Source organism: Streptomyces sp. W1SF4, from assembly GCF_003950035.1.
GTDB classification, from domain to species: Bacteria; Actinomycetota; Actinomycetes; order Streptomycetales; family Streptomycetaceae; genus Streptomyces; species Streptomyces racemochromogenes.
Window position 1 is genome coordinate 6,983,127 of sequence record NZ_CP034350.1, and the last position, 25,000, is coordinate 7,008,126.

Here is a 25,000-nt window from a genome sequence, read left to right on the forward strand (position 1 = left end):
GCGGCTGCTCCGACACGCCCCCGAACCGGTCCCGGGCCCCGAGGACACAAGGCGCCGACCGGGCTGGAAGTGCCCGGTCGGCGCTCTGCGCACTTCGCTGACCGCCCCCTTCAACGAGCCCGCGGCCCGGGGGTCACGGCCTGCGGCCGGCGGGTTCCTCCGCTCCCGCCGCTCAGTTGGCCGCGTACACCCGTACCGCGAACTCCGCGATGTCCGCGTCGGAGAGGTTCTTGGCCAGATTCGCCTCGGTGATCATGCCGACGAGGCGGTGGCCGCCTTCCACGTCGATGACGGGCAGCCGCTTGATCTGGTGGACCTCCATGGTCTCCAGCGCCTCCATGGCGTTGCTGTCGGCGTCGATCCAGTGCAGGTTGCCCGCCAGCTCCCCGGCCCGCATCGCCGCCGGGTCCTTGCCGTCGGCGCAGCACTTGACGACGATGTCACGGTCCGTGATCATCCCCTGGAGGCGTCCGTCGTCCCCGCAGATCGGCAGGCAGCCGACGTTCAGCTCGCGCATCATCCTGGCCGCGTCCTGCAGGGACTGGTCCTCGCGTACGCACTGCACGCCCTGGGTCATGATGTCCCGGGCCCGCAGGTTCCTGTCCATGGCTCCTCCTTCCGTGGCCTTCCCTCCCTTCCCTACGAGCACAGCACGGATGGACCGGGGCTGCCCGCCGGGAGCGCCAGGGCGCCGGCCCGGCAGAATTGTTGACCGTTCGTTCCAGATGGTTCTATGATCTTCGACGTGGCAAGGATCAAGGAATTCGACCCGGACGCCGTGCTCCAGTCGGCCCTGGAGCTGTTCTGGCGGCGCGGCTACGAGGCGACATCGGTGGCCGACCTCGTCGAACACCTCGGCATCGGACGGGCCAGCATCTACGCGACCTTCGGCAGCAAGCACGAGCTGTACCTGAAGGCGCTGGACCGCTACGCCGAGACCTTCGACCCGCTGCTGCTGGAGCAGCTCTCCGCGCCGGGGCCCGCCCTGCCCGGCGTACGGGCCGTGGTGCGCCGCTTCGCCGCCGAGGCCGCCTCCCCGGCGGACCGGCTGAGCGGCTGCTTCATCACCAACACGGCCGCCGAGCTGGCCTCCCACGACGCCGCGGCCGCCCGCCGGGTCGGGGTGAGCTGGGACCGCTTCGAGACCCTGCTCCACTCGGCGCTCGTCCGCGCCCAGGGGCAGGGGGAGCTGGCGGGCGAGCGCGACCCGCGGGCGCTGGCCCGGATGCTGCTGGTCCTGCTCCAGGGCGTCCGCGTCGTGGGCAAGGCCTCGGACGACCCCGCCCGCGTCCGCGACGCGGCGGAACAGGCGCTGGCCCTGCTGGACTGACGGCCCGCCGCCCCGTACGTCCCGTATGTCCTGGCTCCGCCCTTCCGCATGCCCGAATTCTGAACCGATCGTTCAAATATGGGGCCCCGGCCCCCGAAGGAGTCACCGAAGATGAACCGCTTCACCGGCAAGACCGCCCTCGTGACCGGCGCGGGCTCCGGCCTGGGCCGGGCCATCGCCCTCGCCTTCGCCGCCGAGGGCGCCTCCGTCGTGGCCGCCGGACGCACCGCCGCCACCCTGGACGAGACGGTCGCCCTCATCGAGGCGGCCGGCGGCACCGCCGCCGCCGTCCCCGCGGACGTGACCAACTCGGGCCGGCTGGAGAACCTGGTCCGCGAGACGGTCGCCCGCTTCGGCGGACTCGACGTCGCCGTCAACAACGCGGGCATACTCCGCGGGGTGGGCCCCGTCGGCGACGTCAGCGAAGAGGACTGGGACGCGGTCCAGCGCACCAACGTCACCGGCGTCTGGCTGGCGATGAAGCACGAGATCGCGCACATGAGGCGCAACGGCGGGGGCGCCATCGTCAACGTCTCCTCCAACCTGGGCGCGCACCTGCGGATCCCGAACGCCGCCGCCTACATCGCCTCCAAGGCCGCCGTCTCCGCCCTCACCCGGGCCGCCGCCCTCGACCACATCCACGAGGGCATCCGCATCAACGCGGTCAGCCCCGGCGCCGCCGCCGGCCCCATGTCGCTGCGGCCCGGCGAGACCGAGGCCGACCGCGCCGAGCGGATGAAGCAGGAGAACCCGCTGGGCCGCCTCGCGGAGGCCGAGGAGGTGGCCGCCGCCGTGCTCTACCTCGCCTCGCCCGCGGCCGGCTCGGTCGTCGGCACCGACCTCGTCATCGACAGCGGCTCCTCCGCCTGAGCCCCGCCGCGGGCGGCCGGATCCGGCAGCGGCCGCCCCGCGCACGCGGCGTCCGCCTCCGGCATCCGGCCGTCGAGCAGGAAGTCCTCGACGTAGCGGTCCACGCACGCGTTCCGCGACTGGTACGCACCGTGGTCGCCGCCGCCGACCGTGATCAGGCGCGACCCCGCGAGCCGCCCGTGGGCCCGTACGGCCCCCTCGTAGTAGGTGGCCGGGTCGTGCTCCGAGTTGAGCATCAGGACCGGCGGCAGGCCCCGGCCGGTCACCTCCACGCGCGGGGCGCCGGAGCGCGGCCAGGCGGCGCAGACCGAGGTGAAGGCCAGCTCCCGCGCGCCCGCCATGGGGAAGTCGCGGCTGTCCGCCCCGCTCCGGCGCACCCAGTACGCGGTGTCGCGGTTCCAGGGGGTGTCCTGGCAGACCACGGAGAAGAAGTCCGCGGCGAAACGGGCGTCCATCGGGTGCCTCAGCTTCTGCGCGAGGGCCCTGCGCGTGGCGGCCGGGGCGCCCGCCGGGTCCTCCAGGACGGCCAGGAGCGCCGCCAGGTCCGGGAAGCGGTCGCCGCCGTAGATCATGGAGGTCGCGGCGGCGTCCAGGTGGTCGGGCAGGACGCGGGTGCCCTCCAGGTCGAGCGGGTGCTCGCGCAGCGAGGCGCGCAGCCGCTCGTACGAGGCCTTGGCCTCGGCCGGGGTCCCGCCCCGGTGGTAGGTCGCGTCGTTCGCCGCCAGCCACGGCAGGAAGTCCTGCTCGAACCGGCGCTGGAAGCTCATCGGCTGGCCCGTCAGGAAGTCCTGCCAGCTGCCGCTGAAGTCGATGTTGCTGTCGAGCACCACCCGCTCGACCCGGCTCGGGAAGCGGGTCGCGTAGACGGCGCCGAGGTAGGTGGCGTAGGACGGGCCGTAGTACGACACCTGCCGGACGCCCAGCAGGGACCGGTACAGGTCCATGTCGTGCACGGCCTGGTCGGTGGTGATGTGGGGCAGCAGGCCGCCCGAGTTGCGCCGGCAGTCGCGTACGAAGTCCCGCGCGCGCCGCACGGTCCCGCGGACGGCCTCCTCCGAGCGGTCCCGCAGGTCGCCCCCCGCGAACAGGGCGTCCACCTCGTCCTGCCCGGAGCAGACCACGTTCGTGCTCGCCCCCACGCCCCGCTGGTCGAAGCTCACGATGTCGTACGCGGCCGCCAGCTTCGGCGCGTACGAGGCCAGGCCCGCCGGCCGCCCCAGCCCCGAGGCCCCCGGACCGCCGGCGGCCATCATCAGGACGCCGCGCCGGGCGGCGGGGTCCGTGGAACGGTGCCGGGACACGGCCACCGTGAGGTCCGGCCCCCGGCCGGGGTGGTACCAGTCGCGCGGTACCGCCATCGAGGCGCACTCCAGCGGACCCGAGGCACAGGGCCGCCAGTCGAGGCGCTGGTCCGCGTACCGGGCGGGTATCGCGCGGCTCTCGGCCCCCGGCGCGGCGTGCGCGGGGACGGCGGGCACGGCTGCCACGGCGAGCAGCCCGAAGGCGGCGGCCGCGGCACGGCGGGCGGTCTTCTTCAACAGGTCCATCTGGGCGGTCTCTCCCCCGTAGCGGTGATCGGTCGTAACGATCCTCCGCACATCGGGGGCCCGGGACGATCTCCCCACCACCCGTGTCCGGGGTGGTGCTGGTGCCACCCCCGCCGTCAGGCGCGGCGGACCAGACGGGTCGTCAAGTGGTGCTGGAGAGGCTGCCCCACGGCCGCCATGTCGTGCACGACCGTCAGCCCCTCGGGGCCGAGGGCGTAGTGGCGGCGGGTGCCGGTGACCTCCTTGGCCAGCGGCGTCAGCGACACGTCCTTGGTCTCGATCCCGATCTCGACCTCCTGACCGGCCGCGGCGGGGGCGGACACCCACCCGGTGTACGTCTCGACGATGCCGGTCGGGTGGGCGAGCACCACCTCCAGCGAGGCGTCGGGCGTCACCCGCCACCACCCGGCCTCCCGGCCCGCCGGCCGTACCGGGGCGCCGTCCGCGTCGACCAGCCAGGCGCGCGCCTCGTAGCGCAGGAAGGGCCGGCCGTCGTGGCTGAAGGCGATCTCCTGCTCGTACCGGAAGTCCTGCTCCAGGGTCGGGTACTGGCCCTCTCCCCGCCCGTGCCAGCGCCCCAGCAGGGGGAGCACCGGAGCGAGCAGCGGATGCGGCTCGGGCCCCTCCCCGAGGACGTGGGTGTCGGGGTAGGGATTCTCCTGCGCCGGCTCGAACATGTTCACCTTGCCCGTTCTGTGGTCGTCCCCCGTGGGCGTGCAGCGTAGCCCGCGGCACGCGGCCGCTCCCGCGCGGTCCGCCGGCCGGACACGACGAGGGCGCTACGCGACGAACTCCTCGTCCCCGTACCGGACCTCGGCGGACTTCCAGTCGACACCGAGCCGGGCCGTGAACTCCCGGGCGAGCGGCAGGTCCGCGAGCGGCGCGACCAGGATCAGCCGCCCGTCGAGGGCGACCGAGCCGCCGCCGAGCCGCTCCCGTGCCACCGGGTCGGCGAGCAGCGCGTCGCGCAGCCGGGTGGCGCTCACGCCGTCGGCCTGGATCTCGACGGCGTCGGTCTCCGGCGAGGTGCGCGGCAGGCAGCGGAACGTCAGCACGGACTCCTGCCGGTACTGCTTGCGGATGACGTCGGCGATGTGGTGCAGCCCGTTGGCGTCGACGCGTGCCACGTCGAACTCGCGCGAACGCTCGTAGGTGGCCTGCTGCTCCTCCTCGGACCAGAACACCCCGTCGAGCAGGGTCGAGGACTCGGTGCGCGCCCCGTGCGAGCGGATGATCTCCCGGACCTCGCGGTCGAAGCGGTGCAGCCGGGTGCGGAGGCGGGGGTCGGCCGGGTCCGTGATGACGGCGGTGTTGTCGGTCGCGAAGATCTCCGCGGCCGGGCAGCCGCCCGTGCCGGACGCGGGCGGGCCGGCGGCGGCCTGGGCCGTGCCCGCCCCCGCCGATGCCAGTGCCAGGACCCCGACCGCCGCCAGTGCGCGCAACCGCTTCATTCGTCAACTCCCTGCCTGTGGACGCGTGCTGCGGCGCTCCCGGGCCGCAGCGGGCCTCATCCTAGGAGCCGGGCGGGGCCCCGCGGGGGCGTGGGCACCCCATATGGCGGATGGCGGACGGTGGCTACTTGGGCACGTCCCGCGTTAGGCAGCCGCGGTCACGGGTATGGCCCAGCGGGGGAGGGGGTGCGGGGTGCGGGGTGGTGCAGGCGGGGCGGTCCGGGGCGCGGCGGCGCTCGGATCGGCGGCGACCCTCGTCCTCGCGGCATGGCTGCTCTGGCTCCTGCCGGGCCCGCAACTGGCCGCCGTGCTCGGCTTCGGTCCCGTGGACGGGGTCGTGACGATCGCCGAGTGCCACGAGGCCGCCGACGTGGAGGGCTACGCGGCAGGCACGCAGTGCAAGGGCCGCTACACCCCCGCCCGCGGGGGCGGGGGTCCGCAGGAGGAGATCCTGCTGGAGACGGCCGCGGAGGAGCACCGGCCCGGCTCCGAGGTGGAGGTCCGCACCGCGCACGGGAAGGCGTACGAACTGTCGGGCTTCGCCGTCGGCAACCTGGGCGTGGCGACCGGCCTGCTCCTCGTCCCCTTCCTCGCCCTCGCGGCCTGGCTGGCGGCCTGCGCCCGGCGGGGCGGGGCGGTGGACGGGGGCGGGTTCGTGCTCTCGGCGCTGGCCGCGATGGTGGCCGTGGTCGTACTGGGCGTCGCGGCCGGCCTCCTGGTCGGACTCCTCACGGCCCTCTTCTGAGCCCGCCCGGGCACGGCCCGCCGCCGGCCCTCGCCGACCGGTCCGCACGTCGCCAAGGTGCGCAGGTGCGAGGCTGTCGCACCTGGTCACGGCCGGTACGACGGCCGTAGCCGCAACGGGTTCCGTGTGCCAACGTAGGGCCCATGGACGGCAATCGGAGCAGCGGCCGGAGCACCTCCGCGCACCGGCACGGTCACGACCACCACCCCGACCACGACCCCGACCACGGGCGCGGGCACGGGCACGACCACGAGCACGAGCACCGGCACACGCACCGCCGGTGGCGCGGACTGCGGCACCTGCTCACCCCGCACCGCCACGACTCCGGCGACAAGGTCGACGCGGCCATGGAGGCCTCCCGCGACGGCATGCGCACGCTGTGGACCTCCCTCGCGGTGCTCGGCACGACCGCCGCCGCCCAGGCCGTGATCACCGCCCTGTCAGGATCGGTCGCGCTGCTCGGCGACACCGTCCACAACACCGCCGACGCCCTGACCGCCGTACCGCTCGGCATCGCCTTCGTCCTCGGCCGGCGCGCCGCCGACCGCCGCTACACCTACGGCTACGGCCGCGCCGAGGACCTGGCGGGCGTGCTCGTCGTGCTGGCCGTCGCCGCCTCCGCCGCCCTCACCGCCTGGACGGCCGTCGACCGGCTCCTGCACCCCCGCGAGGTCACCCACCTGTGGGCCGTCTGCGCCGCCGCGCTGACCGGCTTCGCCGGCAACGAATGGGTGGCCCGGCTGCGCATCCGCACCGGACGGCGGATCGGCTCCGCCGCCCTGGTCGCCGACGGCCTGCACGCCCGCACCGACGGGTTCACCTCCCTGGCCGTCCTGCTGGGGGCCGCGGGCTCCGCGGCCGACCTCCCGGCCGCCGACCCCGTCGTCGGCCTGCTGATCACCCTCGCCATCCTGCTGGTGCTCAAGGACGCCGCCCGCGAGGTCGGCCGCCGGCTGATGGACTCCGTCGACCCCGTCCTCGTCGACACGGCCGAGCACGCGCTGCGGGACGTGCCCGGAGTGCTCGGCGTCGGACAGCTGCGCATGCGGTGGATCGGCCACAGCCTGCGCGCCGAGGCCGACATCGTGGTCGGCGGCCACCTGACCGTCGTCCAGGCGCACGAACTCGCCCTCGCCGCCGAGCACGCCCTGATCCGGGCGATCCCCAGGATGGCGGCCGCGACCGTCCACACCGACCACCCGGCCGCCGCCGCGCGCCTGCCGGCCTGAGACGGTTTCAGCGGACCGCCTCCGTACGGTGGACGAGGTCCGTGATCAGCCCGGCGATCTCGGGCCACAGCGCCCGCGGCAGGTCGTGGCCCATGCCGGGGAAGACCACCAGCTCGGCACCCGGGACGGCCCCCGCCGTGGCCCGGCCACCGCTGACGTCGCACATCGGGTCGTCGGCGCCGTGCACCACCAGCGTCGGCAGCCGCAGCGACCGCAGCCGCTCCGTACGGTCGCCCGACGCCACCGAGGCCACGGCCTGGCGGCCGACGCCGAGCGGGTCGTACGACCGGTCGAAGGCGCGGGCGGCGCGCTCGCGCACCGCCGCCTCGTCGAAGGGGAAGCCCGGGGAGCCCAGCACCCGCACGGCGTTGACCGTCCGTTCCACCGCCTCCTCGCGGCTCCTCGGCGGCGGCCCCGCCAGCGTGCTCAGCGCCCTCAGGTCCGGCTGCCCCACCGCCCGGTCGCCCGTCGTGGACATCAGGGAGGTCAACGACCGCACCCGGTGGGGGTGTTCGATCGCCATCGTCTGGGCGATGGCCCCGCCCAGCGACATGCCGACGACATGGGCGCTGTCCAGCCCCAGCGCGTCCAGCAGGCCCACCGCGTCCGCGGCCATGTCGGACAAGGAGTACGACGCGGACGACAGGTCGCCGGCGAGCGCCGCCGGCACGTCGGGCAGCGGCGCGTCGGGGAAGTGGGTGGACAGGCCCGCGTCGCGGTTGTCGAACCGGATCAGCCGCACGCCCCGCGCCGTCAGCTCCGCGCAGAAGCCGTCGGGCCAGCCGTGCATCTGGAGGGCGATGCCCATGACCAGCAGCACCGGCGGATCCTGAGCGTCGCCCCACCGCTCGTAGGCCACCTCGATGCCCGTCGGTCCCACGCCCACGGCCTTCTCCTCGTTCACCGTCACGCCGTCTCCTCCAGTGCAGGGGCAGAGGCCGAACATACCGGGGGAGATTGGCGCGAGAGGCCATCACGCGGCGGTGTCCGCGTGCTGTACGGTCCGCGGCATGTTCGCCGGACTGCGTACGCCCGCCCCACCGGGCTGGAGCCGCTGGCTCGTTCCGCCCGCCGCCCTCTCCGTCCACCTCGCCATCGGCCAGGCCTACGCCTGGAGCGTCTTCAAACCGCCGCTGGAGACCTCCCTCGGGCTCTCCGGCACCGCCTCCGCCGTGCCGTTCCAGCTCGCGATCGTGATGCTCGGGCTCTCCGCCGCCTTCGGCGGCACCCTGGTCGAGCGGCATGGCCCGCGCTGGGCCATGACCGTGTCGGCCGTGTGCTTCACGTCCGGGTTCCTCGTCGCCTCCCTCGGTGCCGCCACCCGCCAGTACTGGATCGTGGTGCTCGGTTACGGCTGCGTCGGCGGCATCGGCCTCGGGATCGGCTACATCTCGCCGGTCTCCACCCTCATCAAGTGGTTCCCCGACAGGCCGGGCATGGCCACCGGCATCGCCATCATGGGCTTCGGCGGCGGGGCCCTGATCGCCGCGCCGTGGACGGCGCGGCTGCTGGACGCCTTCGGCCGCGACTCCTCGGGCATCTCGAAGACCTTCCTCGCCATGGGGGCCGGTTACGCCGTCTTCATGGCCTTCGGGGTGCTGCTCGTGCGGCTCCCCCCACCCGGCTGGACGCCGCCCGGTGCCCCGGCCGCGAGCGGGGACCGGCCGGCGCCCGGCCCCCGGGTCTCCGCCCGCGCCGCGCTGCGCACCCCGCAGTTCTGGTGCCTGTGGGTGGTCCTGTGCACCAACGTGAGCGCGGGCATCGGCATCCTGGAGAAGGCCGCCCCGATGATCACGGACTTCTTCGCCGGTACGCCGGCGCCGGTGTCCGCGGGAGCCGCGGCCGGTTTCGTCGGGCTGCTGTCCCTCGCCAACATGCTCGGCCGCTTCGTGTGGTCGTCGGCCTCGGACCTCGTCGGCCGCAAACGGGTCTACCGCCTCTACCTGGGCGCCGGTGCGCTGATGTACCTCCTCATCGCGCTGAACGGAAACTCCTCGAAGACCCTGTTCATCGCCTGCGCCGCCGTCATCCTCTCCTTCTACGGGGGCGGATTCGCCACGATCCCCGCCTACTTGAAGGACCTCTTCGGAGTCCACCAGGTCGGCGCCGTCCACGGCCGGCTGCTGACCGCGTGGTCGCTGGCCGGCATCGTGGGCCCGCTGATCGTCAACGCCGTGGCGGACGCCGGGAAGGCGGCCGGGCGCACCGGCACCGCCCTCTACGGGACCTCGTTCCTCATCATGATCGGCCTGCTGGCCGTCGGCTTCGTGGCCAACGAACTCGTACGGCCCGTGCACCCCCGCCACCACGAACCACCGGACGCCGCCCCGCGGGCCGTTCCCGCCACCCCCGAGGGAGCCGCCCCGTGACCGGCCGGCGCCGCACCCTGTCCGTCGTCGCCTGGCTCTGGGTCGGGCTCCCCTTCGGCTACGGCATGTACGAACTGGCCCTGAAGATGCGCCAGTTGTTCACGGGCTGACCCTCGGCGGCGGCGCCGACGCGTGCGGGCCGGCCGCTCAGGACCGCTCCAGCAGGGCGGTGCCGAGCTCGGTCGCCGTGTAGTGCACCTCGCGCCGGTAGCGGTGGCCGGTGACGAGACCGGCGTCGCGCAGCACCGACAGGTGCTGGGACACCGCGCCGAGGCTGAGCCCGCTGACGGCCGCCAGCTGCGTGGTGGTGCTGGGCGAACCGGTGAGGGCGAGGAGCCGGGCCCGGCTGCGGCCCAGCAGCCGGGCCAGCCCGTCCGCCCGGGTGCCCCGCCGCTCCCACAGGCCGCCCACGGCCCGCGAGGGGTAGACGAGCGCCGGGGGAGCGGTCCCGGTGCCGGCCAGCAGGTGGCAGCGCACGGCGAAGGCACTGGGGGCCAGGACGATGCCCGTGCCGCCGAGGTCCGGCCCGGCCGGGGGCAGGTCGTCGGACACCAGCCGGTCGCCGGTCCAGTGCAGTGACGGGTGCAGGCGGGCGAACACCTCCTGGATGCCGTCCTCGGCGAGCTGGCGCGTGCGGTACGCGATGTCCGCCTCCAGCACGGCCCGGATCCGCGGCCAGTACGGCCGGACCGCCGCCTCCCACCAGGCCCGCAACGCCCCGGCCGGCTCCGGCGCGGCCCCCATCAGGGCGAGTTCCTCCTCGAACTCGGCCAGCGGGCAGCGCGGCGGCGGCGTGGTGAACCCCGGGGAGGCGGCCGCCGCACGCAGCGGCGCGATCCGGCCGGCGAGCGAGCGGTCCTCGCGCAGCGGCAGCACCGACTTGATCCACGGCAGATGGACCGCGTGCCGCCCGGGGTCGGCGGTGGCCCGGAAGGCGGCCACGGTCTCCCACAGCGGCGATACGGCGAACCTGATGCCGGCGACGTCGTGCACCCCGAACCGCACTTCCCCCACGTACCCACCCCCACGTCGGACCTTTTCGCGCAGCCTAAAACATTGGCCCGGCCACCCCCGCGGCCGACATCTTCGCGGCATGAAGAACCACCTCCCCCTCCACGCCGATTTCCGCCGGCTCTGGACCGCCGACACCGTCAGCCAGGCCGGCTCCGCCGTGACCCTCCTCGCGCTGCCGCTCGTGGCCATCGGTGTCCTCGAGGCCACCGCGTTCGAGGCCGGACTGCTCGTGACGTGCGAGTACCTGGCCTTCCTGCTGATCGGACTGCCCGCCGGCGCCTGGGTGGACCGGCTGCGCCACCGCCCCGTGATGATCGCGGGCGACCTGGGCCGGGCCGCCCTGCTGCTGTCCGTCCCGATGGCCGCGGGGCTGGACGTGCTGTCGCTGCCCCACCTGTACGCCGTGGCCTTCGGGATGTCGGTGTGCACGGTCTTCTCCGACGTGGCCGCCCAGAGCGCACTGCCCCGGCTGGTCGAGCCGGACCGCCTCGCGGACGCCAACGTCCGCCTGGAAGCCACCCGCAACGTCACCCAGGTCGCCGGGCCCGGCCTGGCCGGAGTGCTGGTCGCAGCGCTGACCGCGCCCGTGGCCCTCGCCGTCGACGCCGTCAGCTACCTACTCTCGGCGTTCCTCGTCTCGCGCGTGCGCCGCCCCGAGCCGCGCCCCGCCGCAGGGGCCCGCGCGAGCCTGCGCGTCGAGATCGCCGAGGGGCTGCGCTTCGTCCTCGGCGACCGGACCCTGCGGGCGATCACCGCCGCCTCCGCCGTCTCCAACCTGTTCGGCACCGTCGGCGCCGCCATGCTGATGGTGCTGCTCGCGGGGGAACTCGGGCTGTCCCCGCTGCTGTGCGGGGCCGTGTTCACGGTGGAGGCCCTGGGCGGCCTCCTCGGCAGCCTGCTCACCCTGCGCGTCGCCGCCAGGGTGGGCGAGGGCCGGGCGATGTGCGCGTCCGTGGCCGTCAGCGGCGTGCTGTGGCTGTCGGCCGTGCCCCTCTACCGGGACGACTGGCGGTTCGCGGCCGCCGTCGCCCTCCAGGGGCTGGGCTGGACCGCCTTCATGACCTTCAAGATCACCTCGGTCGCGTACCGGCAGCGGGTGTGCCCCGCGCCCCTGCTCGGCCGCACCGCCGCGACGTTCCGCTTCGTGGTGTGGGGTGCCATGCCCCTCGGCGCCCTGGCCGGCGGGCTGCTGGGGCAGTGGCTCGGCGCCCGGCCGGCGATGTGGATCGGCGCACTGGGGGAACTCCTCGCGGTCCTTCCGCTCCTGCTCTCGCCACTGCGGAACGCCCGCGCGCTCAGCGCCGTTTGAGCTTCGCCCAGACGGTTTCGAGGGCTTCGATGTCCGCGTCGTCGAGGCGGTCGTCGAAGACCTCCCGCAGGGCCTCGCGGCGGGTCGCGTCCGCCTCGGCGAAGGCCCGGCGGCCGTCGGCGGTCAGGCGTACGCAGACGGAGCGGGCGTCCGTGGGGGAGGGGACCCGGTCGACCAGGCCCCGGGCCTGGAGCTGGTCGACGACGCGGGAGACCTGGCTGCGGCTGAGGAGGGTCTTGGCCCCCAGCGCGGAGGCGGCGACCGGCTCGCTCTGGCCGTTGAGCCACAGCATCACCTCGAACCAGGACAGCGGCAGGCCGTGGGCCCGCGTGAGCTCCTGGTCGATGCGGGCGGAGAGGGTGGTGCCCGCCCAGATCAGGCCGTAGAAGGCGTGATCCCGGGCGGTGAGGTCACCCATGGTGAGGTCTGTGCGCGCCATACCGGCAGCCTAGCCGCTTGCGTGTGCACGCACATAAATATATTGTGTGTGCACACACCTAATTCTCCCCTCGTCCCCCCGGAGCACCTCCCATGAGCAGCACCGCCGCCCCGAAGACCGTCCTGATCACCGGCACCTCCTCCGGCATCGGCCTCGCGGCCGCCGTCCTCGCCGCCCGGGCGGGCTGGCAGGTCGTCGCCACCATGCGCGACACCGCGAAGGCGGGCCCGCTGCGCAGGGCCGCCGCCGAGGCGGGGGTCGAGGACCTGGTCCAGGTCAAGCGGCTCGACGTGGTCGACCCCGCGTCCATCGACACCTGCCTGGAGGAGCTGCTCGCCGAGCACGGACGGCTCGACGCCGTGGTGAACAACGCCGGCGCCGGCCACGTCGGGACGATCGAACAGGGCACGGTCGAGGACGTCCGCGCCACCATGGAGGTCAACTTCTTCGGCGTCGTCCAGGTCACCCGGGCCGCGATGCCGCACCTGCGCGCCTCGCGCGGCCGCCTGATCACGGTCACCAGCGTCGGCGGCGTGATCGGCCAGCCCTTCAACGAGGCCTACTGCGCCGCCAAGTTCGCCGTCGAGGGCTTCATGGAGTCCCTCGCCCCGGTCGCCGCGACCGCCGGCGTCGCCGTCACCCTCGTCGAACCGGGCGCGGTGGCCAGCGAGTTCGTCAACTCCATCGGCGTGGACCTGCCCGCCATGCTCACCGCGGCCGGCCCCTACGCCCCGGCGCTGCGGACGTACGTCGAGCGCACGGTCACCTCGTTCACCACGGCCCAGACCCCGGCCGAGGCGGCCGCGCCGATCACCGAGGCCCTGACCGCCGAGCGGCCCGCCTTCCGCGTCCAGACCTCCGACTGGGCCCGCGACTTCGTCGCCACCAAGCTCGCCGACCTGGACGGCTCGGCCGTCCAGGCCATGACGGCCGCCTGGGTGGGCTGACGGCACACCCCTACCGCCGCCGGTCCGCCAGCACCTCGGACGACGCGTCCCGCTGGTGCGGGACCGGCGGGAGGGGCAGCGGCGCCCCCGCCTCGTCCTGCCGGAGCGAGACCGTGCGCGCGGGCGCCGGGATCGAGATGCCCTCCGTCCGGTACCGCTGGTGCAGGCGCTTGATGAACTCGTGCTTGATCCGGTACTGGTCGCTGAACTCGCCCACGCCCAGGATCACCGTGAAGTTGATCCTGGAGTCCCCGAAGGTGTGGAAGCGCACCGCGGCCTCGTGGTCCGGGACCCCGCCGGTGATGTCGGCCATCACGCTGTCGACGACGTCGAGCGTCACCCGCTCCACGTGCTCCAGGTCGCTCTCGTAGCCCACCCCGACCTGCACCAGGATCGACAGCTTCTGCTCGGGCTGGCTGTAGTTGGTCATGTTCGTCCGCGCCAGCCGGCCGTTGGGAATGATCACCAGGTTGTTCGACAGGTTGCGCACCACGCTGTTGCGCCAGTTGATGTCGACGACGTACCCCTCCTCACCGCTGGTCAGACGGATGTAGTCACCCGGCTGGACGGTCTTGGAGGCGAGGATGTGCACCCCGGCGAAGAGGTTGGCGAGGGTGTCCTGCAGGGCCAGCGCGACCGCCAGACCGCCCACGCCCAGCGCGGTGACCAGCGGGGCGATGGACACCCCGAGGGTCTCCAGGGCCACCAGGACGCCCATCGTCAGCACCACGATCCTGGTGATGTTGACGAAGATCGTCGCCGACGCCGCGACACCCGTACGGGACGCCGCCACCGACTGGACCAGACCCGCCACGACCCGCGCCGCGCTGAAGGTGGCGATGACGATGAGCACCGCCGTCAGCGACTGGTCGACCACGCCCCCGACCCGCGCGGTGAGCGGCAGCGCCGAAGCGGCCACCGCAGCCCCGGCGATCACCGCCGCCCAGGGGACGATCGTCCGCAGCGCGTCGACGATGACGTCGTCCCCGCTCCACTTGGTCCGGCTCGCGTGCTTGGCCAGCCACTTCATCAGCGCCCGCAGGACCAGACCGGCCACGCCGCCGGTGGCCAGCGCGACGCCCGCCACCACCCAGTCGTGCAGGACGAGGTCCCGGGTCACCGCCCGGCCCCCGCGCAGTGGAGGGTGAGGGAACGGGCCGCGGCGGGCCGCCGTATGTGCTGTGTCGTCACCTTGTCACCTGTCAGGTCGTGTCGTGAGCAGCGCCGTTGGAGCGGATGTACGCATTCCGAACGGAACTGTCATCCTGCCCCATGGCCCCGCCGCCCCCACACCCGGACCCCGCCGTTCCGCCCGGCCGCCGGGGGCGCACCGCGCCCCCGTTCGGGTGGGGCGCCGTTGCTCCGCGTTGACGAACCCCTCACCTGAGCGGCCCACACCCCCGGCCAGTCGGCCAGGCCCCGGCGGCGGGGACCGGTGATATGTGCACCGCGTGGAGAGGCGCCCGGCCCGGCCCACGGGCCACGGGGGCCCACGCGACCGTTCCCTCGTGCTCCCGCGGCGCTCCTCGGCGCCGGCGGGGAAGGAAGTCATGAACCTCAACGCTCAGAAGGTCTCCCGACGGCCCCGGACCCGGTCCCGGCTGCTGCTCGTCTCCCTCGCCGCGGCCGCGGCCCTGTCCGGCCAGCTGGTGGCGACCGCCCCGGCGGCGTTCGCGGACGGGCCCAAGCCGTCGGCCCAGGACCAGAGGCACCAGGACAAGGGCAAGGACGACCACAAGAAGAAGGCCGTGCAGTTCCCGCACGGTCTGCGCCAGTTCACCTCCGACAACACCTTCACCGTGCCGGCGGGCGTCACGACCGTGTTCGTCCAGGCCTGGGGCGCCGGCGGTGGCGGCGGTGGCGGTGGCGGCGCGTCCGCCACCGCCCCGGGCGGTGCGGGCGGTGGCGGTGGCGCCGGCGGCTTCACCTGGTGCGTCCTGAACGTACGCCCGCTGGCCGACTACGGCGTGGACATCGGCGACGGGGGATCCGCGGGCGGCGGCGGTCCCGCGGGCGCCCCGGGAACCTCCGGCAACCCGGGCGAGCCCACGACCGTCGTCGCGACGGCGACCAGCACCACCCTCGCCACCGCCACCGGTGGCGGCGGCGGTGGCGGCGGTGGCGCCGGTACCACCAGCCCGGGTGCCGGCGGTGCCCGTGGCACCGGGGGCAACGGCTCGTGCACCACGACCAGCGTGAACCGTGCGGGCGGCGCCGGCACGAACGGCGGCATCGGTACGACGGTCGGCGAGGGCGGAACCCCCGCCGACGGCATCGTCGAGCTCCCCCCGGGCGCCGCCGAGGGCGGCGACGGCGGGGCGGGCGGCAACGCTGCCAACCAGGCCGGAAGCCCCGGCCAGTCCGGCGGCGCCGGCTACGTCGTCATCTGGTGGTAGCAGCGGCACCCTGACCGGGCGCCCGGGAACACCCTGACCGCCCGCTCCCACGGCCTCCGCGGCCGAGGGGGCGGGCGGTCGTCCGTCACCGCGCGGCCGTCAGGAACTCCCGCAGGTCCACGACCGCGTACTCCTCCTCCAGCAGCGCGTCGACGATGCGCGGCAGGGCCTGCGCGTCGAGGACGACCCCGTCGCCCGCGCTGCTGCCCACGTGCAACTGCAGGATGGCCCCCGGTCCCAGGGCGCGCACCGCCCGGCGGACCACCTTGTCCACCGTCATCCCGCCGGCCGGTCCCAGGTAGCCGTTCGTGTCGTCGGTGAACTCGATCGCCGCGTACCCCAGCGCGTTGACGTCCGCCACCGCGTCCTCGGTGGCCGAGCTGTACGGGAACCGGAAGAACGGCAGCGGCTCGGCCCCGGACGCCGTACGGATCGCCGCGTCCGCGGTGCGCACCTCCCGCTCCCGCTCCGCCGTGGCGAGGTCGTCGAAGTACGGGTGGCTGTGCGAGTGGTTGCCCAGCCCGTGCCCCGCCGCGGCCATCGCCCGCACGGCCGCGGGACGGGCCCTCGCGAACAGGCCGGTGGGGAAGAAGGTGGCGGCCGCCTTCCGCCGCCGCAGCTCCGCCAGGACCGTCTCGAGACCGCTCTCGTCCCAGGCGGCGTTGAAGGTGAGCGCCACCACCCTGCGCGAGGTCGGCAGCCGCCGGATCTCCTGACCCAGCAGCGACGCCGGCGGCCGCGGTCCCGCCGCCGCGGCGGCCGCGGCACTCCCGGCGGCCACCAGACCCGCGCCCAGCAGCGCCGCCATCGCGGCACGTCGTCCCACATCCACCACAGTCGCTCCCTCGGCCGGCGCACCGCACCGCGCGGCGCTGCCACGAGTGTGCGAGAGCGCCGGCCCGGGCGCCGCGCGGCCGTGCCGGGCACCCGGGTGATCTCCGCCGGCCGTACCGCCGCCCCACGGTGCGCCCGGACCGGCCCCGGCCGGCGGCCCCGTACAGTCCGCTTCGGGCACCCCGCCCCCGTCACCGAAGGCCGCGCACCGGCAAGGGAGACAGCCGTGAACACCACCGACCAGGACCGCTTCCCGTCGGATCCGGCCCGCCCCCAGCAGCGGGAACTCAACGGCCGGGCCTCGCTGCACGCGCTCGTGCTCTCCGGCTCCTCCCGGACGGGCTCGGTCAACGCCCGCCTGGCCGCACTGGTCGCGAGCCTGGTGGTGCGGGCCGGCGCCACCGCCGAACCGGCCGTGCTCGGCGACTTCCCGATGCCGCTGTACGACGGCGACCTGGAGGCCGACGAGGGCGTGCCGCCGGGGGCACTGGCGCTGCGCGAGCGGATCGAGGCCGCGCAGGCCCTGGTCATCGCCTCGCCCGAGTACAACGCCTCCGTCCCGGGCGTGGTCAAGAACGCCGTCGACTGGGTCTCCCGCGTCCGGCCGCAGCCCTTCAAGGACAAGCAGGTCCTGCTGGTGTCGGCCTCGCCCTCGATGGTCGGCGGCAACCGTGGCCTGTGGGCGCTGCGCGTCCCGCTGGAACACCTCGGCGCGCGGGTCTACCCCGACATGTTCAGCCTGGCGATGGCCCATCAGGAGTTCACCGAGGACGGCGCGCTGCGCGACCGTGGGCTCGGCGAGCGCCTCACCGCGACCGTCGAGTCCTTCCTCGACCTCGCCGAGGCCGACACCCGCTACCTGTGCCTCCAGCGCCGCTGGTACGAGTTCCTCGGCGACCGGACCGACGCGCCGGTCACCGCCCGCGCCCAGGACTGAGCCGCCGCACCCTTGGGTACGCGCCCCACCCCGCCGCCGGCACCGCCGCGGCCGGGGTGGGGCGCGTACCCGTGTCCGGGGGCGCGCGCTGGTGCCGAGGGGGCGTGCGGGACGGCGGATGCGACTCTTCCGGAAGAATTCCGGGACCGGCTTGCACGATCGGGCGTCGTTTCCGATGGGGTGGTGATGGGGGCGTTCGCGCTCCACGGCTGTCGCACACGGGGGCAGGCAGCCGACCACCCCACACGCCATTTGGAAGGTTCCACGCCGAAGTGAATGTTGCCGAGATTGTCGCCCTCGCGCTGATAGTCACCACCACGGTCCGTGTTTTCTCGAGCGATGTGACACCCACCGCCCTGGAGGGCGGCGACGAGCAACGGTGGGGGAGTGCATGAGCGAAGGTGAGTTCGACCCAGCGGGGGACCAGACGGTCTCCAGTGAACTGGCGGGCGTCCTGCCCGTGGAGTTCACCGCGTTCCACTCCCAGCAGCACCGAGCGTACCTGCGCTACGCCCACCTCCAGCTGGGCAACGCCAAGGACGCCCAGGAAGTCGTCGACGACGTGTTCACCTTCCTCCTGAAGGTGTGGCGCCAGGCCCTCAAGGAGGCGAGCCTGCACGGCTTCGCCTGGGCGGTGCTCCGCGAACACGTCGAACGCCGGCTGGCGGCCCTCGGCCGCCAGGTGGCCATGGTGGAGACGGCGTGGTTCTCGGCCCTGCGCCGCTCGTCACGCGAACGCCTCGAACTGCTGGAGTCCAAGCTCGGCCTGTACGCGGCCATCGCGGAGCTGTCCGAGCGGCAGTACGACGTGGTGCTGCTGGCGTTCCTGCTGGGCAACGACTCCGACACGGTCGCACGGATGATGGGGATCTCCCCCGCGACGGTCCGTTCGCACGTACGCGGCGCACGCCGAACCCTGTCCCGCAAGCTCGGGGTGGACTGGATCCCCGGAGAGGAGAAGGACCAGTGAGCGACATGCCCGCTGACCGTGACATGCCGCTGTGCGAACTGGACGCGGCCCTGAAGAACGCCGCGGTGCTCGCGGAGGAGTACGCGGGGTACGACGAGGGCGCGGCCCGGCGTCGCATCGCCCGCCGGATCGTGGCCGACCGGGCCCGCTCCGCGATCGGCGCCACCGGACCGGACCTGCCCGCCCGCGGGCAGACCGGCCCCTGCGCACACGACGACCTGGTCCTCGACGCCGCCTGCCACGTGCGGGCGGCCCGCGTCCTGGACGACGTGACCTGGTCCCTCGTGGAGAGCCGGGACTTCGCGGAGCTCGCCCTGCACGCCGAATCCTGGCCGCACGGAGTGGACTCGGCCCTGCTGTTCGGCTGTCTGCTCCACCTGACGGACCGTACGGAAGGCGCCCGGTTCTGGTTCCAGTACGCGGCCGGGGCCGGCTCCCGCACCGCCGCGCAGTGCCTCTACCTGCACCACCTCTCCCGCGCGGAGGTACGCACGGCGAGGCACTGGAAGCAGCAGGCCCGGACCCTGCCCGCCGAGGAGCACCTGCCCCACCTGCAGCCGGTCCCCGAGGACCTCGAAGAGGCCCTGGCCGCCTCCGTGATCTGGACCTCCCCGCCCATCACCACCCAGGACCTCAGCTCGCTCACCAGCGGGCCCGGCCGGGCCGCGCGGCCGCCCTACCGGCTGCCCGCACGGCTGCGCCAGGCGGTCGCGGCGCGCCCCCACCACGAACACCCGGACCTGGGAGACGTGTTCACCCCCAGTCCACCGGTCGCCGTGGCCGTGGCCCACCACGCCCGCCTCAACCCCCTCCACCTGACGGGGGAGGCCAACGCGTGGGCGCTCGAGGCGCTCAAGCAGCCGCACCTGACGCACGCCGCCCGCAAGAGCCCCGAAGGCCGGCCGGCGTCCGCCGCCCTGGAATCGGTGCACCAGGCGCTGCGCGTCCTGGAAGTGGTCAACCGGTACTCGGGCGGAGTCAGCCTCACCCAGATCGCCCGTGAGACGAAACTGCCGCAGCTGGTGATCGCCCGCGCGGTGGAACAGCTCGTCCGCGCCAGCCTGGCCGCCCCCACCGGGCCGGACGCCTACGTCGCCGGCAACGCCCTGACGCTCACCGACGCGGCGGGCGGCGACGGGCGCGGCCACCTCAAGGACACCCTCGCCTGGGTCCGCGACGCCGTGGGCGCCGCCGTCTACGTGGCCCGCTACAGCGACGGCGAGGTCTCCATCACCCAGTACGCCGACGGCCCCGGCACACCCGTCGTCGAGGAATGGGTCGACTTCAGGGCGGCCGCCCACGCCTCCGCCGTCGGCAAGGCCCTGCTCACCCAGCTCGACTACGACGACAGGAAGGACCACCTGGACCGCCACCGGATGTCCAAGCTGACCCCGCACACCATCGGCAGCGAGAGGGCCCTCTTCCACCAGCTCGACGCGCGCGGGCCGGGCGCCCCGCTGCTCGACCTCCAGGAGTACGCCCTCGGCACGGTGTGCGCGGCCGTCCCCATCACCTCGGGCCCGAACGCCGAATGCGTGGCGCTGTCCATCCCCGTCCCCGATCCGGGCCGGCTGAAGCAGGCCGCCCGGATCCTGCAGAGCGAGGCGGCCGCCGTCTTACTCGCCCTCATCGTGGCCGGCAGCGCCCAGCCCGCCCCCGCGGTCCGCGGCGCGGCCGCCACCCCGGGGCCCCGGTGGTTCCGGGACACCTCGGCCGGCGGGACGGCCCCGGCCGGACTGCCCCGCCCCTTCCTGTCCACCACCGTCTAGCGACCACGGCCGGCCCCGCCCCGGGGCCGGCCTCCGCCGCCCTCGGCTCCCTCACGCCCCGCCGGGGCCGCGGGAGCCGAGGGCGGCCACCGCGCCGACCATGCGGTCCCAGAAGAGCTCCGTGTCCAGGGTCGTGCCCACCCGCGCGTTCACGGGCCGTCCCACGTACTGGTGGAGGTCCACGACGGTGGCGCCGCGGGTGTAGCGGCCCCGGAGCTCGACCACGACGTTGGCGTCGGCGCAGCCCACGATCGCCGGGTCGATCACCCGCGCCACCGCCACCGGGTCGTGCAGCGGCGGGTGGGGCATGCCCCACAGCCGGTGGTAGGCGGAGGCGAAGTAGGTCAGCAGTTCCACGCAGACCGAGCCGATCGGGGTGCCGAGGGCCTCGAAGCGGGCCAGCACCTCGGGCGTGGCCAGCGCCTGGTGGGTGACGTCGAGCCCGCACATGGTCACCGGTACGCCGCTGCCGAACACGACGGCGGCGGCCTCCGGGTCGGTGTAGACGTTGAACTCGGCGGCCGGGGTGCGGTTGCCCGGGCCCACCGAGCCCCCCATCAGCACGATCTCGCGGATGTGCGCGGCGCTCCCGGGATGGCGGGTCAGCAGCAGGGCGATGTTGGTCAGCGGGGCGGTGGGCACCAGGGTGACCGGCTCGGGGTGTCCGACGAGGATCCGGTGGATGAGGTCCACCGCGTGCTCGGGCACCACGTCCACCGTCGGCGGCGGGAAACTCGGTCCGTCCAGCCCCGATTCGCCGTGCACGTCGGCGGCGACGGCCAGCGGCTGGAGCAGCGGCCGGTCGCAGCCCGCGGCGACGGGCACGTCCGTGACGCCGGCCAGGGTCAGGACCCGGCGGGCGTTGAGGGTGGTCTTCTCCAGCGTCTGGTTCCCGGCGACGGTGGTGACGGCGAGGAGGTCGACGGCGGGATCCCCCGCCGCGAGCATGATCGCCAAGGCGTCGTCGTGTCCGGGGTCGCAGTCGATGATGATCGGAACGGGCACGCGCTGGACCTCCTCGTGGGCCTGGACGGCCCAGTCTGCCGCCGTACGGCCGCGCGGACCGCCCCTTACGAGCCAAAAGGCGGCCGGGTCGTGGCGCAGTGGCGGACACGCCCCGGGCGCACGGTGTGATGATCGGACGACTGCCCCGGACGGGGGTCCTGTGCGGGGTGACGGGGGCCGCGGCTGACGCGCCTGCGCCTTTGGCCGCGGGGAGTGTGGAACGGTTCGTGCCGATCACGCACAGCAGCGATCGGAAGGACTCCCCATGCTCAGAACGGTGTTCACTGCCGGCGCGGCCGCCGCGCTCGCCGCTGCCGCCCTGGCGCCCTCCGCGGGCGCCGCGCCCGCCCTGCCGTTCCCCGCGCCGCCGGGGCAGATCACCGTCGACGTGGTCCAGGTCAACGGCTCCGGCTGTCGCCCCGGCACCGCCAATGTCGCGGTCTCCCCGGACAACACCGCCTTCACCGTGACGTACAGCGAGTACCTCGCCCAGGTGGGCAAGGACGCCAAGGCGACCGACTTCCGCAAGAACTGCCAGCTCGGCCTCAGCGTGAACGTGCCCCAGGGCTACACCTACGCCATCGCCAAGGCGGACTACCGCGGCTTCGCCAGCCTGGCGCAGGGCGCGAGCGCCACCCAGAACGCCAGCTACTACTTCCAGGGCATGCAGCAGACGGCCTACCGGAGCCACACCCTGAACGGGCCCACCGAGGGCAACTGGCAGGTGTCGGACTCGGTGCCCGTCGAGGCCCTGGTCTTCCACCCCTGCGGGGCCAAGCGCAACCTGAACATCAACACCGAGCTGCGCGCCCAGGCCGGTTCCTCCGACACCGCGAACACCACGAGCTTCGTCGCGATGGACTCCACCGACGGCAGCTTCAACACCGTGTACCACTTCTCCTGGAAGACGTGCCCGCAGCGGCGCTGACGGCGCAGGGACGGCGAGGGGCCGTGCCCGGGATCCCCCTGGGCGCGGCCCCTCGCGCTTTCCGCGGGCGGTGTGAAGAGATGCCATTGAGGGCGTTCGGGTGGGAATGTCCGGCCCCGGCAACCGGACGCGGAGGGTGACGAGTCATGACGTTCAGTGATGACTCCACTACCGGGAGGTCTGATGAGCACCGTGAACACCGCACCGACGTACGGACTTTCCTCCGGGACGCCGCAGTGGGCGCTCGACCCCTACCGCTTCCCGGGCCTCCAGGACCTGGACGAGCCGGAGGCTCCCGCCGGGCCCGTCGAGGAGGGGCCCGAGGGTCCCCGTCCGTCCCCGCGCCGGCCCTGATCGGGAAGCGGAAGCTCCGGTTACTCGCGCGGAAACCCTCCCTTTGGCTATGGTGAGCGCCCTCCGGTCAACGGCACCTTCGGATCCCATGCCCAGTCAGGGATCCGGCGGGCGATCGAAGGATGTCCCGCCAATCCGGGACGCAATCTGCATCCAGAGCGACGTGCTGTCGGCAACACCGCCCGACGTCGGCTCCGTGCGAGCCGGCCTGCGCTCGCCCCGCCACCCCGGGGCTGGAGCGCGGCGGTCCTCTCATTCACCTACCTCGCGAAGGCAAGGCAGAGATGGCAAGAGCCACCAGACAGTCCACCCGACAGGGCATGCACCCCGTCGACGAACTCCTCCCCTTCCCCCAGCTCGCCCTGTACGGCTTCCAGCACGTGCTGGCGTTCTACGCGGCGGCGGTCATCGTCCCCGTCCTCCTCGGCAACGCGCTCGGACTCAGCCGCCAGGAGCTGGTCCACCTCATCAACGCGGACCTCCTCACCTGCGGCATAGCCTCGATCATCCAGGCCCTCGGCGTCTGGAAGGCCGGCGCCCGGCTCCCCCTCGTCCAGGGGGTCACCTTCACCGCGGTCTCCCCGATGATCGCCATCGGCCTGGGCGCCGGCGGCGGCACCGCCGGCCTGCTCGTCGTCTACGGCGCGGTGATCACGGCCGGCATCGCCACCTTCGCCTTCGCCCCGCTCTTCAGCAGGCTGGTGAAGTACTTCCCGCCGGTCGTCATCGGCACGATCCTCACCATCATCGGCATCACCCTCATCCCCGTGGCCCTCCAGGACGCGGCGGGCGGCGCCCACCTCATCGGCACGCCGGCGTACGGGTCCGCGAAGAACCTCGCCTACGCGCTGGGCACCCTGCTCTTCATCCTCGCGCTGGTCCGCGTCGGCCGGCCCTTTCTCAGCAGCCTCGCCGTCCTCCTCGGACTCGTCGCCGGAACGGCCGTCGCCTGGCTCTTCGGGGACGTCGACTTCGGCGCCGTGGCCCAGGCCGACTGGATCGGGGTCACCACCCCCTTCCACTACGGCATGCCGCGCTTCGAACTGCTCCCGATCGCCGCGATGCTCGTCGTCATGCTGATCACGATGGTGGAGACCACCGGCGACGTCTACGCCATCGGAGAGATCACCCGCAAGAAGGTCGACGCCGACACGGTCGCGCGCGCCCTGCGCGCCGACGGCGTGGCGACGGTCCTCGGCGGGATCCTCAACTCCTTCCCCTACGTGGCCTTCGCCGAGAACATCGGCATCGTCCGGATGTCGAAGGTGATGAGCCGCTACGTCGTCGTCGCGGCCGGCGTGTTCATGGTCCTGCTCGGCCTGCTGCCGAAGGCGGGCAGCCTGGTGGCCTCCGTCCCGCACCCCGTGCTGGGCGGTGCGGCGGTGTCCATGTTCGGCATCGTCGCGGCCGTCGGCGTCCAGATCCTGGCCAAGGCCGACCTGCGGGAGGAGCGCAACACCCTGATCCTGGCGGTCAGTCTCGGCGCCGCGCTGCTGCCCACGACCGTCAAGCCCTTCTTCGAGCGCATGCCCGACGACGTCCGGGCCGTGCTCGACAGCGGGATCACGCTCGGCGCCCTCAGCGCGATCCTGCTGAACCTGCTCTTCAACGTGTTCACGAGCCGCAGCACGATGGAGATCGACTGGGACGACATCGGACCCGAGGCCGAGGAGGACGGCCCGGCCGTGCCTCCCGCCTGGGCGCCGGCCCGCTGACACGCGGGCGGGCCGGGAGGGGCGAACCTCACCCCTCCCGGCCCGCCCGGGCGTCGTGCCCGCCCCCGCGTCAGCCGCCCGCCGGACGGCCGGGCGCGGCTTCGCCCTGATCGCCCACCAGTTCCCAGAAGTGGTCGGCCAGGCCGCGCAGGTAGGCGGACCGCTCCGCGGCTATCTCCTTCAGCCTGACGTCGTCGTTGCGGGCGACCAGGTGCCCCATGTACCGCTCGGAGAAGGCGGCGAGCTCGGCGTGCATCGTCCGCAGCGCGTCGCCCACGCTCGTCGCGTCGACGGAGGCGATCTCCACCACGGGATCGACGTGCGCCTTCCAGCGTCCGGCCACCGCCGAGCGCAGGTGCCCCTCCAGCTCCTCCGCGCGGCCCGTGACCATGGTCAGGGCGCGCAGGGACAGCCCCAGGGCCTCCACCAGCACCCTGGTCTGCCAGGAGTCGCCGTGCCATTGCCCCGACGCCTCCGCGGCGCGGTACTCCGACGGGTCCATGCCCAGCCGGTACGCCAGCCGCTCCACGCTCAGCCGCCGGGCCAGCCGGAACTCGGCGAGCGTCCTCGGCGCGGTCCCCATCAGGGTGGCCGCGTCGCACCACAGTACGTCGGCCAGGGCGAACAGGTGCCGGTCGGAAGGGACGTGGGAGCCCTGCTCCCACGCCGCGACCATGGCGGGATGGACCGGGCTCCCGCAGGCCGCCATGGCCTCGGCCACCTGAACCGTGCTCAGACCCATGCGGGCGCGGGCGGATCTGGCCCCGGCGGGGGAAAACGGAGTGCTGTACACGTACACGCCACCTCTGGGAAACGGAATGCTGAACGAACACCAGGCGCGG

General features: G+C 73.9%; 24 protein-coding genes and 1 pseudogene. 14 read left to right on the forward strand and 11 right to left on the reverse strand.

Annotated features, from left to right (window positions below; all coding sequences use genetic code 11):
- Positions 1–172: 172 nt before the first annotated feature.
- Entirely contained in the window at positions 173–607 is a 435-nt protein-coding gene (locus D1J60_RS32345) for a CBS domain-containing protein (protein WP_125604115.1), read from the reverse strand.
- A gap of 138 nt (positions 608–745) precedes the next feature.
- Between D1J60_RS32345 and D1J60_RS32350 the strand changes: the two genes are divergently transcribed.
- Entirely contained in the window at positions 746–1,330 is a 585-nt protein-coding gene (locus D1J60_RS32350; protein ID WP_125823557.1) for a TetR/AcrR family transcriptional regulator, read from the forward strand.
- Positions 1,331–1,441: 111 nt separating this feature from the next.
- Positions 1,442–2,200: an SDR family oxidoreductase gene (locus D1J60_RS32355; RefSeq protein WP_125823558.1), complete on the forward strand. Its 759-nt coding sequence runs from the start codon at positions 1,442–1,444 to the stop codon at positions 2,198–2,200.
- On the opposite strand, the gene D1J60_RS32360 is transcribed toward D1J60_RS32355, so the two are convergent.
- The 3 genes from D1J60_RS32360 to D1J60_RS32370 all read right to left on the reverse strand — a co-directional run bounded on the left by D1J60_RS32360 (position 2,128) and on the right by D1J60_RS32370 (position 5,198).
- Positions 2,128–3,747, reverse strand: a complete 1,620-nt coding sequence (locus D1J60_RS32360) for an alpha/beta hydrolase (protein ID WP_125823559.1) — start codon at positions 3,745–3,747, stop codon at positions 2,128–2,130. The genes D1J60_RS32355 and D1J60_RS32360 overlap by 73 nt on opposite strands.
- 116 nt (positions 3,748–3,863) lie before the next feature.
- Entirely contained in the window at positions 3,864–4,424 is a 561-nt protein-coding gene (locus D1J60_RS32365; protein ID WP_125823560.1) for an FABP family protein, read from the reverse strand.
- Positions 4,425–4,526: 102 nt separating this feature from the next.
- Positions 4,527–5,198 carry a hypothetical protein gene (locus D1J60_RS32370; RefSeq protein WP_125823561.1) on the reverse strand — a complete coding sequence of 224 codons (672 nt, stop codon included), beginning with the start codon at positions 5,196–5,198 and terminating at the stop codon, positions 4,527–4,529.
- Positions 5,199–5,391: 193 nt separating this feature from the next.
- Here D1J60_RS32370 and D1J60_RS32375 point away from each other — a divergent pair, with 193 nt between their 5' ends.
- Positions 5,392–5,943, forward strand: a complete 552-nt coding sequence (locus D1J60_RS32375; RefSeq protein ID WP_125823562.1) for a hypothetical protein — start codon at positions 5,392–5,394, stop codon at positions 5,941–5,943.
- 143 nt (positions 5,944–6,086) lie between these two features.
- Positions 6,087–7,172 (forward strand): cation diffusion facilitator family transporter, encoded by a 1,086-nt coding sequence (locus D1J60_RS32380; protein WP_125823563.1) that lies wholly within the window; start codon positions 6,087–6,089, stop codon positions 7,170–7,172.
- Positions 7,173–7,179: 7 nt separating this feature from the next.
- Here the strand turns inward: D1J60_RS32380 and D1J60_RS32385 are convergent, their stop codons facing one another.
- On the reverse strand, positions 7,180–8,082 hold the full coding sequence (locus D1J60_RS32385; protein ID WP_345497842.1) for an alpha/beta fold hydrolase: 903 nt from the start codon (positions 8,080–8,082) through the stop codon (positions 7,180–7,182).
- A gap of 100 nt (positions 8,083–8,182) precedes the next feature.
- Between D1J60_RS32385 and D1J60_RS32390 the strand changes: the two genes are divergently transcribed.
- Positions 8,183–9,541 carry an OFA family MFS transporter gene (locus D1J60_RS32390; protein WP_125604237.1) on the forward strand — a complete coding sequence of 453 codons (1,359 nt, stop codon included), beginning with the start codon at positions 8,183–8,185 and terminating at the stop codon, positions 9,539–9,541.
- Positions 9,542–9,688: 147 nt separating this feature from the next.
- On the opposite strand, the gene D1J60_RS32395 is transcribed toward D1J60_RS32390, so the two are convergent.
- Positions 9,689–10,555, reverse strand: a complete 867-nt coding sequence (locus D1J60_RS32395) for an ArsR family transcriptional regulator (RefSeq protein ID WP_125823565.1) — start codon at positions 10,553–10,555, stop codon at positions 9,689–9,691.
- A gap of 79 nt (positions 10,556–10,634) precedes the next feature.
- Between D1J60_RS32395 and D1J60_RS32400 the strand changes: the two genes are divergently transcribed.
- Entirely contained in the window at positions 10,635–11,864 is a 1,230-nt protein-coding gene (locus tag D1J60_RS32400; RefSeq protein WP_125823566.1) for an MFS transporter, read from the forward strand.
- Here the strand turns inward: D1J60_RS32400 and D1J60_RS32405 are convergent.
- Positions 11,851–12,303: a MarR family transcriptional regulator gene (locus D1J60_RS32405; RefSeq protein ID WP_125823567.1), complete on the reverse strand. Its 453-nt coding sequence runs from the start codon at positions 12,301–12,303 to the stop codon at positions 11,851–11,853. The two genes, D1J60_RS32400 and D1J60_RS32405, sit on opposite strands and share 14 nt — an antisense overlap.
- 92 nt (positions 12,304–12,395) lie before the next feature.
- On the opposite strand from D1J60_RS32405, the gene D1J60_RS32410 reads away from it, so the two are divergent.
- The gene (locus D1J60_RS32410; RefSeq protein ID WP_125823568.1) at positions 12,396–13,250 is read left to right on the forward strand and encodes an SDR family NAD(P)-dependent oxidoreductase; all 855 of its coding nucleotides are present in this window, start codon (positions 12,396–12,398) and stop codon (positions 13,248–13,250) included.
- A 10-nt stretch (positions 13,251–13,260) separates the two neighbouring features.
- Here D1J60_RS32410 and D1J60_RS32415 read toward each other — a convergent pair whose 3' ends face one another.
- On the reverse strand, positions 13,261–14,370 hold the full coding sequence (locus tag D1J60_RS32415; protein WP_125823569.1) for a mechanosensitive ion channel family protein: 1,110 nt from the start codon (positions 14,368–14,370) through the stop codon (positions 13,261–13,263).
- Positions 14,371–14,800: 430 nt separating this feature from the next.
- Between D1J60_RS32415 and D1J60_RS38755 the strand changes: the two genes are divergently transcribed.
- Positions 14,801–15,646 carry a hypothetical protein gene (locus D1J60_RS38755; RefSeq protein ID WP_164720785.1) on the forward strand — a complete coding sequence of 282 codons (846 nt, stop codon included), beginning with the start codon at positions 14,801–14,803 and terminating at the stop codon, positions 15,644–15,646.
- Positions 15,647–15,731: 85 nt separating this feature from the next.
- On the opposite strand, the gene D1J60_RS32430 is transcribed toward D1J60_RS38755, so the two are convergent.
- A complete protein-coding gene (locus D1J60_RS32430) occupies positions 15,732–16,472 on the reverse strand; it encodes a polysaccharide deacetylase family protein (RefSeq protein ID WP_241253481.1) in 741 nt (246 codons plus the stop codon).
- Between the two features lie 312 nt (positions 16,473–16,784).
- Between D1J60_RS32430 and D1J60_RS32435 the strand changes: the two genes are divergently transcribed.
- The 3 genes and pseudogenes from D1J60_RS32435 to D1J60_RS38345 form a co-directional block, all read left to right on the forward strand.
- On the forward strand, positions 16,785–17,417 hold the full coding sequence (locus D1J60_RS32435) for an NAD(P)H-dependent oxidoreductase (RefSeq protein ID WP_125824322.1): 633 nt from the start codon (positions 16,785–16,787) through the stop codon (positions 17,415–17,417).
- A 391-nt stretch (positions 17,418–17,808) separates the two neighbouring features.
- Positions 17,809–18,387 carry a sigma-70 family RNA polymerase sigma factor gene (locus D1J60_RS32440; RefSeq protein ID WP_241253482.1) on the forward strand — a complete coding sequence of 193 codons (579 nt, stop codon included), beginning with the start codon at positions 17,809–17,811 and terminating at the stop codon, positions 18,385–18,387.
- A gap of 917 nt (positions 18,388–19,304) precedes the next feature.
- Positions 19,305–20,021 (forward strand): annotated as a pseudogene (locus D1J60_RS38345) (IclR family transcriptional regulator C-terminal domain-containing protein); the annotation flags it as partial.
- A gap of 186 nt (positions 20,022–20,207) precedes the next feature.
- Here D1J60_RS38345 and D1J60_RS32450 read toward each other — a convergent pair.
- Complete coding sequence (locus D1J60_RS32450; protein WP_125823573.1) at positions 20,208–21,161, reverse strand: nucleoside hydrolase; 954 nt, start codon at positions 21,159–21,161, stop codon at positions 20,208–20,210.
- 265 nt (positions 21,162–21,426) lie between these two features.
- On the opposite strand from D1J60_RS32450, the gene D1J60_RS32455 reads away from it, so the two are divergent.
- From D1J60_RS32455 to D1J60_RS32460, 3 genes are all read left to right on the forward strand, one after another.
- Entirely contained in the window at positions 21,427–22,089 is a 663-nt protein-coding gene (locus D1J60_RS32455) for a DUF4360 domain-containing protein (protein WP_164721016.1), read from the forward strand.
- 183 nt (positions 22,090–22,272) lie between these two features.
- Positions 22,273–22,443, forward strand: a complete 171-nt coding sequence (locus D1J60_RS37540; protein WP_164721017.1) for a hypothetical protein — start codon at positions 22,273–22,275, stop codon at positions 22,441–22,443.
- A gap of 284 nt (positions 22,444–22,727) precedes the next feature.
- Positions 22,728–24,158 carry a nucleobase:cation symporter-2 family protein gene (locus D1J60_RS32460; protein WP_125823574.1) on the forward strand — a complete coding sequence of 477 codons (1,431 nt, stop codon included), beginning with the start codon at positions 22,728–22,730 and terminating at the stop codon, positions 24,156–24,158.
- A 70-nt stretch (positions 24,159–24,228) separates the two neighbouring features.
- Here the strand turns inward: D1J60_RS32460 and D1J60_RS32465 are convergent, their stop codons facing one another.
- Positions 24,229–24,900, reverse strand: coding sequence for a transcriptional regulator (locus D1J60_RS32465; RefSeq protein WP_241253483.1), 672 nt, complete (start codon positions 24,898–24,900; stop codon positions 24,229–24,231).
- Positions 24,901–25,000: the final 100 nt, after the last annotated feature.

What these genes read in the sequence shown, in the direction of transcription:
- D1J60_RS32365 (WP_125823560.1), bottom strand. Translation starts at nt 4,424, where the DNA reads ATGTTCGAGCCGGCGCAGGAGAATCCCTACCCCGACACCCACGTCCTC.
- D1J60_RS32345 (WP_125604115.1), bottom strand. Translation starts at nt 607, where the DNA reads ATGGACAGGAACCTGCGGGCCCGGGACATCATGACCCAGGGCGTGCAG.
- D1J60_RS32400 (WP_125823566.1), top strand. Translation starts at nt 10,635, where the DNA reads ATGAAGAACCACCTCCCCCTCCACGCCGATTTCCGCCGGCTCTGGACC.
- D1J60_RS37540 (WP_164721017.1), top strand. Translation starts at nt 22,273, where the DNA reads ATGAGCACCGTGAACACCGCACCGACGTACGGACTTTCCTCCGGGACG.
- D1J60_RS32370 (WP_125823561.1), bottom strand. Translation starts at nt 5,198, where the DNA reads ATGAAGCGGTTGCGCGCACTGGCGGCGGTCGGGGTCCTGGCACTGGCA.
- D1J60_RS32460 (WP_125823574.1), top strand. Translation starts at nt 22,728, where the DNA reads ATGGCAAGAGCCACCAGACAGTCCACCCGACAGGGCATGCACCCCGTC.
- D1J60_RS32465 (WP_241253483.1), bottom strand. Translation starts at nt 24,900, where the DNA reads ATGGGTCTGAGCACGGTTCAGGTGGCCGAGGCCATGGCGGCCTGCGGG.
- D1J60_RS32405 (WP_125823567.1), bottom strand. Translation starts at nt 12,303, where the DNA reads ATGGCGCGCACAGACCTCACCATGGGTGACCTCACCGCCCGGGATCAC.
- D1J60_RS32380 (WP_125823563.1), top strand. Translation starts at nt 6,087, where the DNA reads ATGGACGGCAATCGGAGCAGCGGCCGGAGCACCTCCGCGCACCGGCAC.
- D1J60_RS32360 (WP_125823559.1), bottom strand. Translation starts at nt 3,747, where the DNA reads ATGGACCTGTTGAAGAAGACCGCCCGCCGTGCCGCGGCCGCCGCCTTC.
- D1J60_RS32390 (WP_125604237.1), top strand. Translation starts at nt 8,183, where the DNA reads ATGTTCGCCGGACTGCGTACGCCCGCCCCACCGGGCTGGAGCCGCTGG.
- D1J60_RS32440 (WP_241253482.1), top strand. Translation starts at nt 17,809, where the DNA reads ATGAGCGAAGGTGAGTTCGACCCAGCGGGGGACCAGACGGTCTCCAGT.
- D1J60_RS38755 (WP_164720785.1), top strand. Translation starts at nt 14,801, where the DNA reads ATGAACCTCAACGCTCAGAAGGTCTCCCGACGGCCCCGGACCCGGTCC.
- D1J60_RS32455 (WP_164721016.1), top strand. Translation starts at nt 21,427, where the DNA reads ATGCTCAGAACGGTGTTCACTGCCGGCGCGGCCGCCGCGCTCGCCGCT.
- D1J60_RS32410 (WP_125823568.1), top strand. Translation starts at nt 12,396, where the DNA reads ATGAGCAGCACCGCCGCCCCGAAGACCGTCCTGATCACCGGCACCTCC.
- D1J60_RS32355 (WP_125823558.1), top strand. Translation starts at nt 1,442, where the DNA reads ATGAACCGCTTCACCGGCAAGACCGCCCTCGTGACCGGCGCGGGCTCC.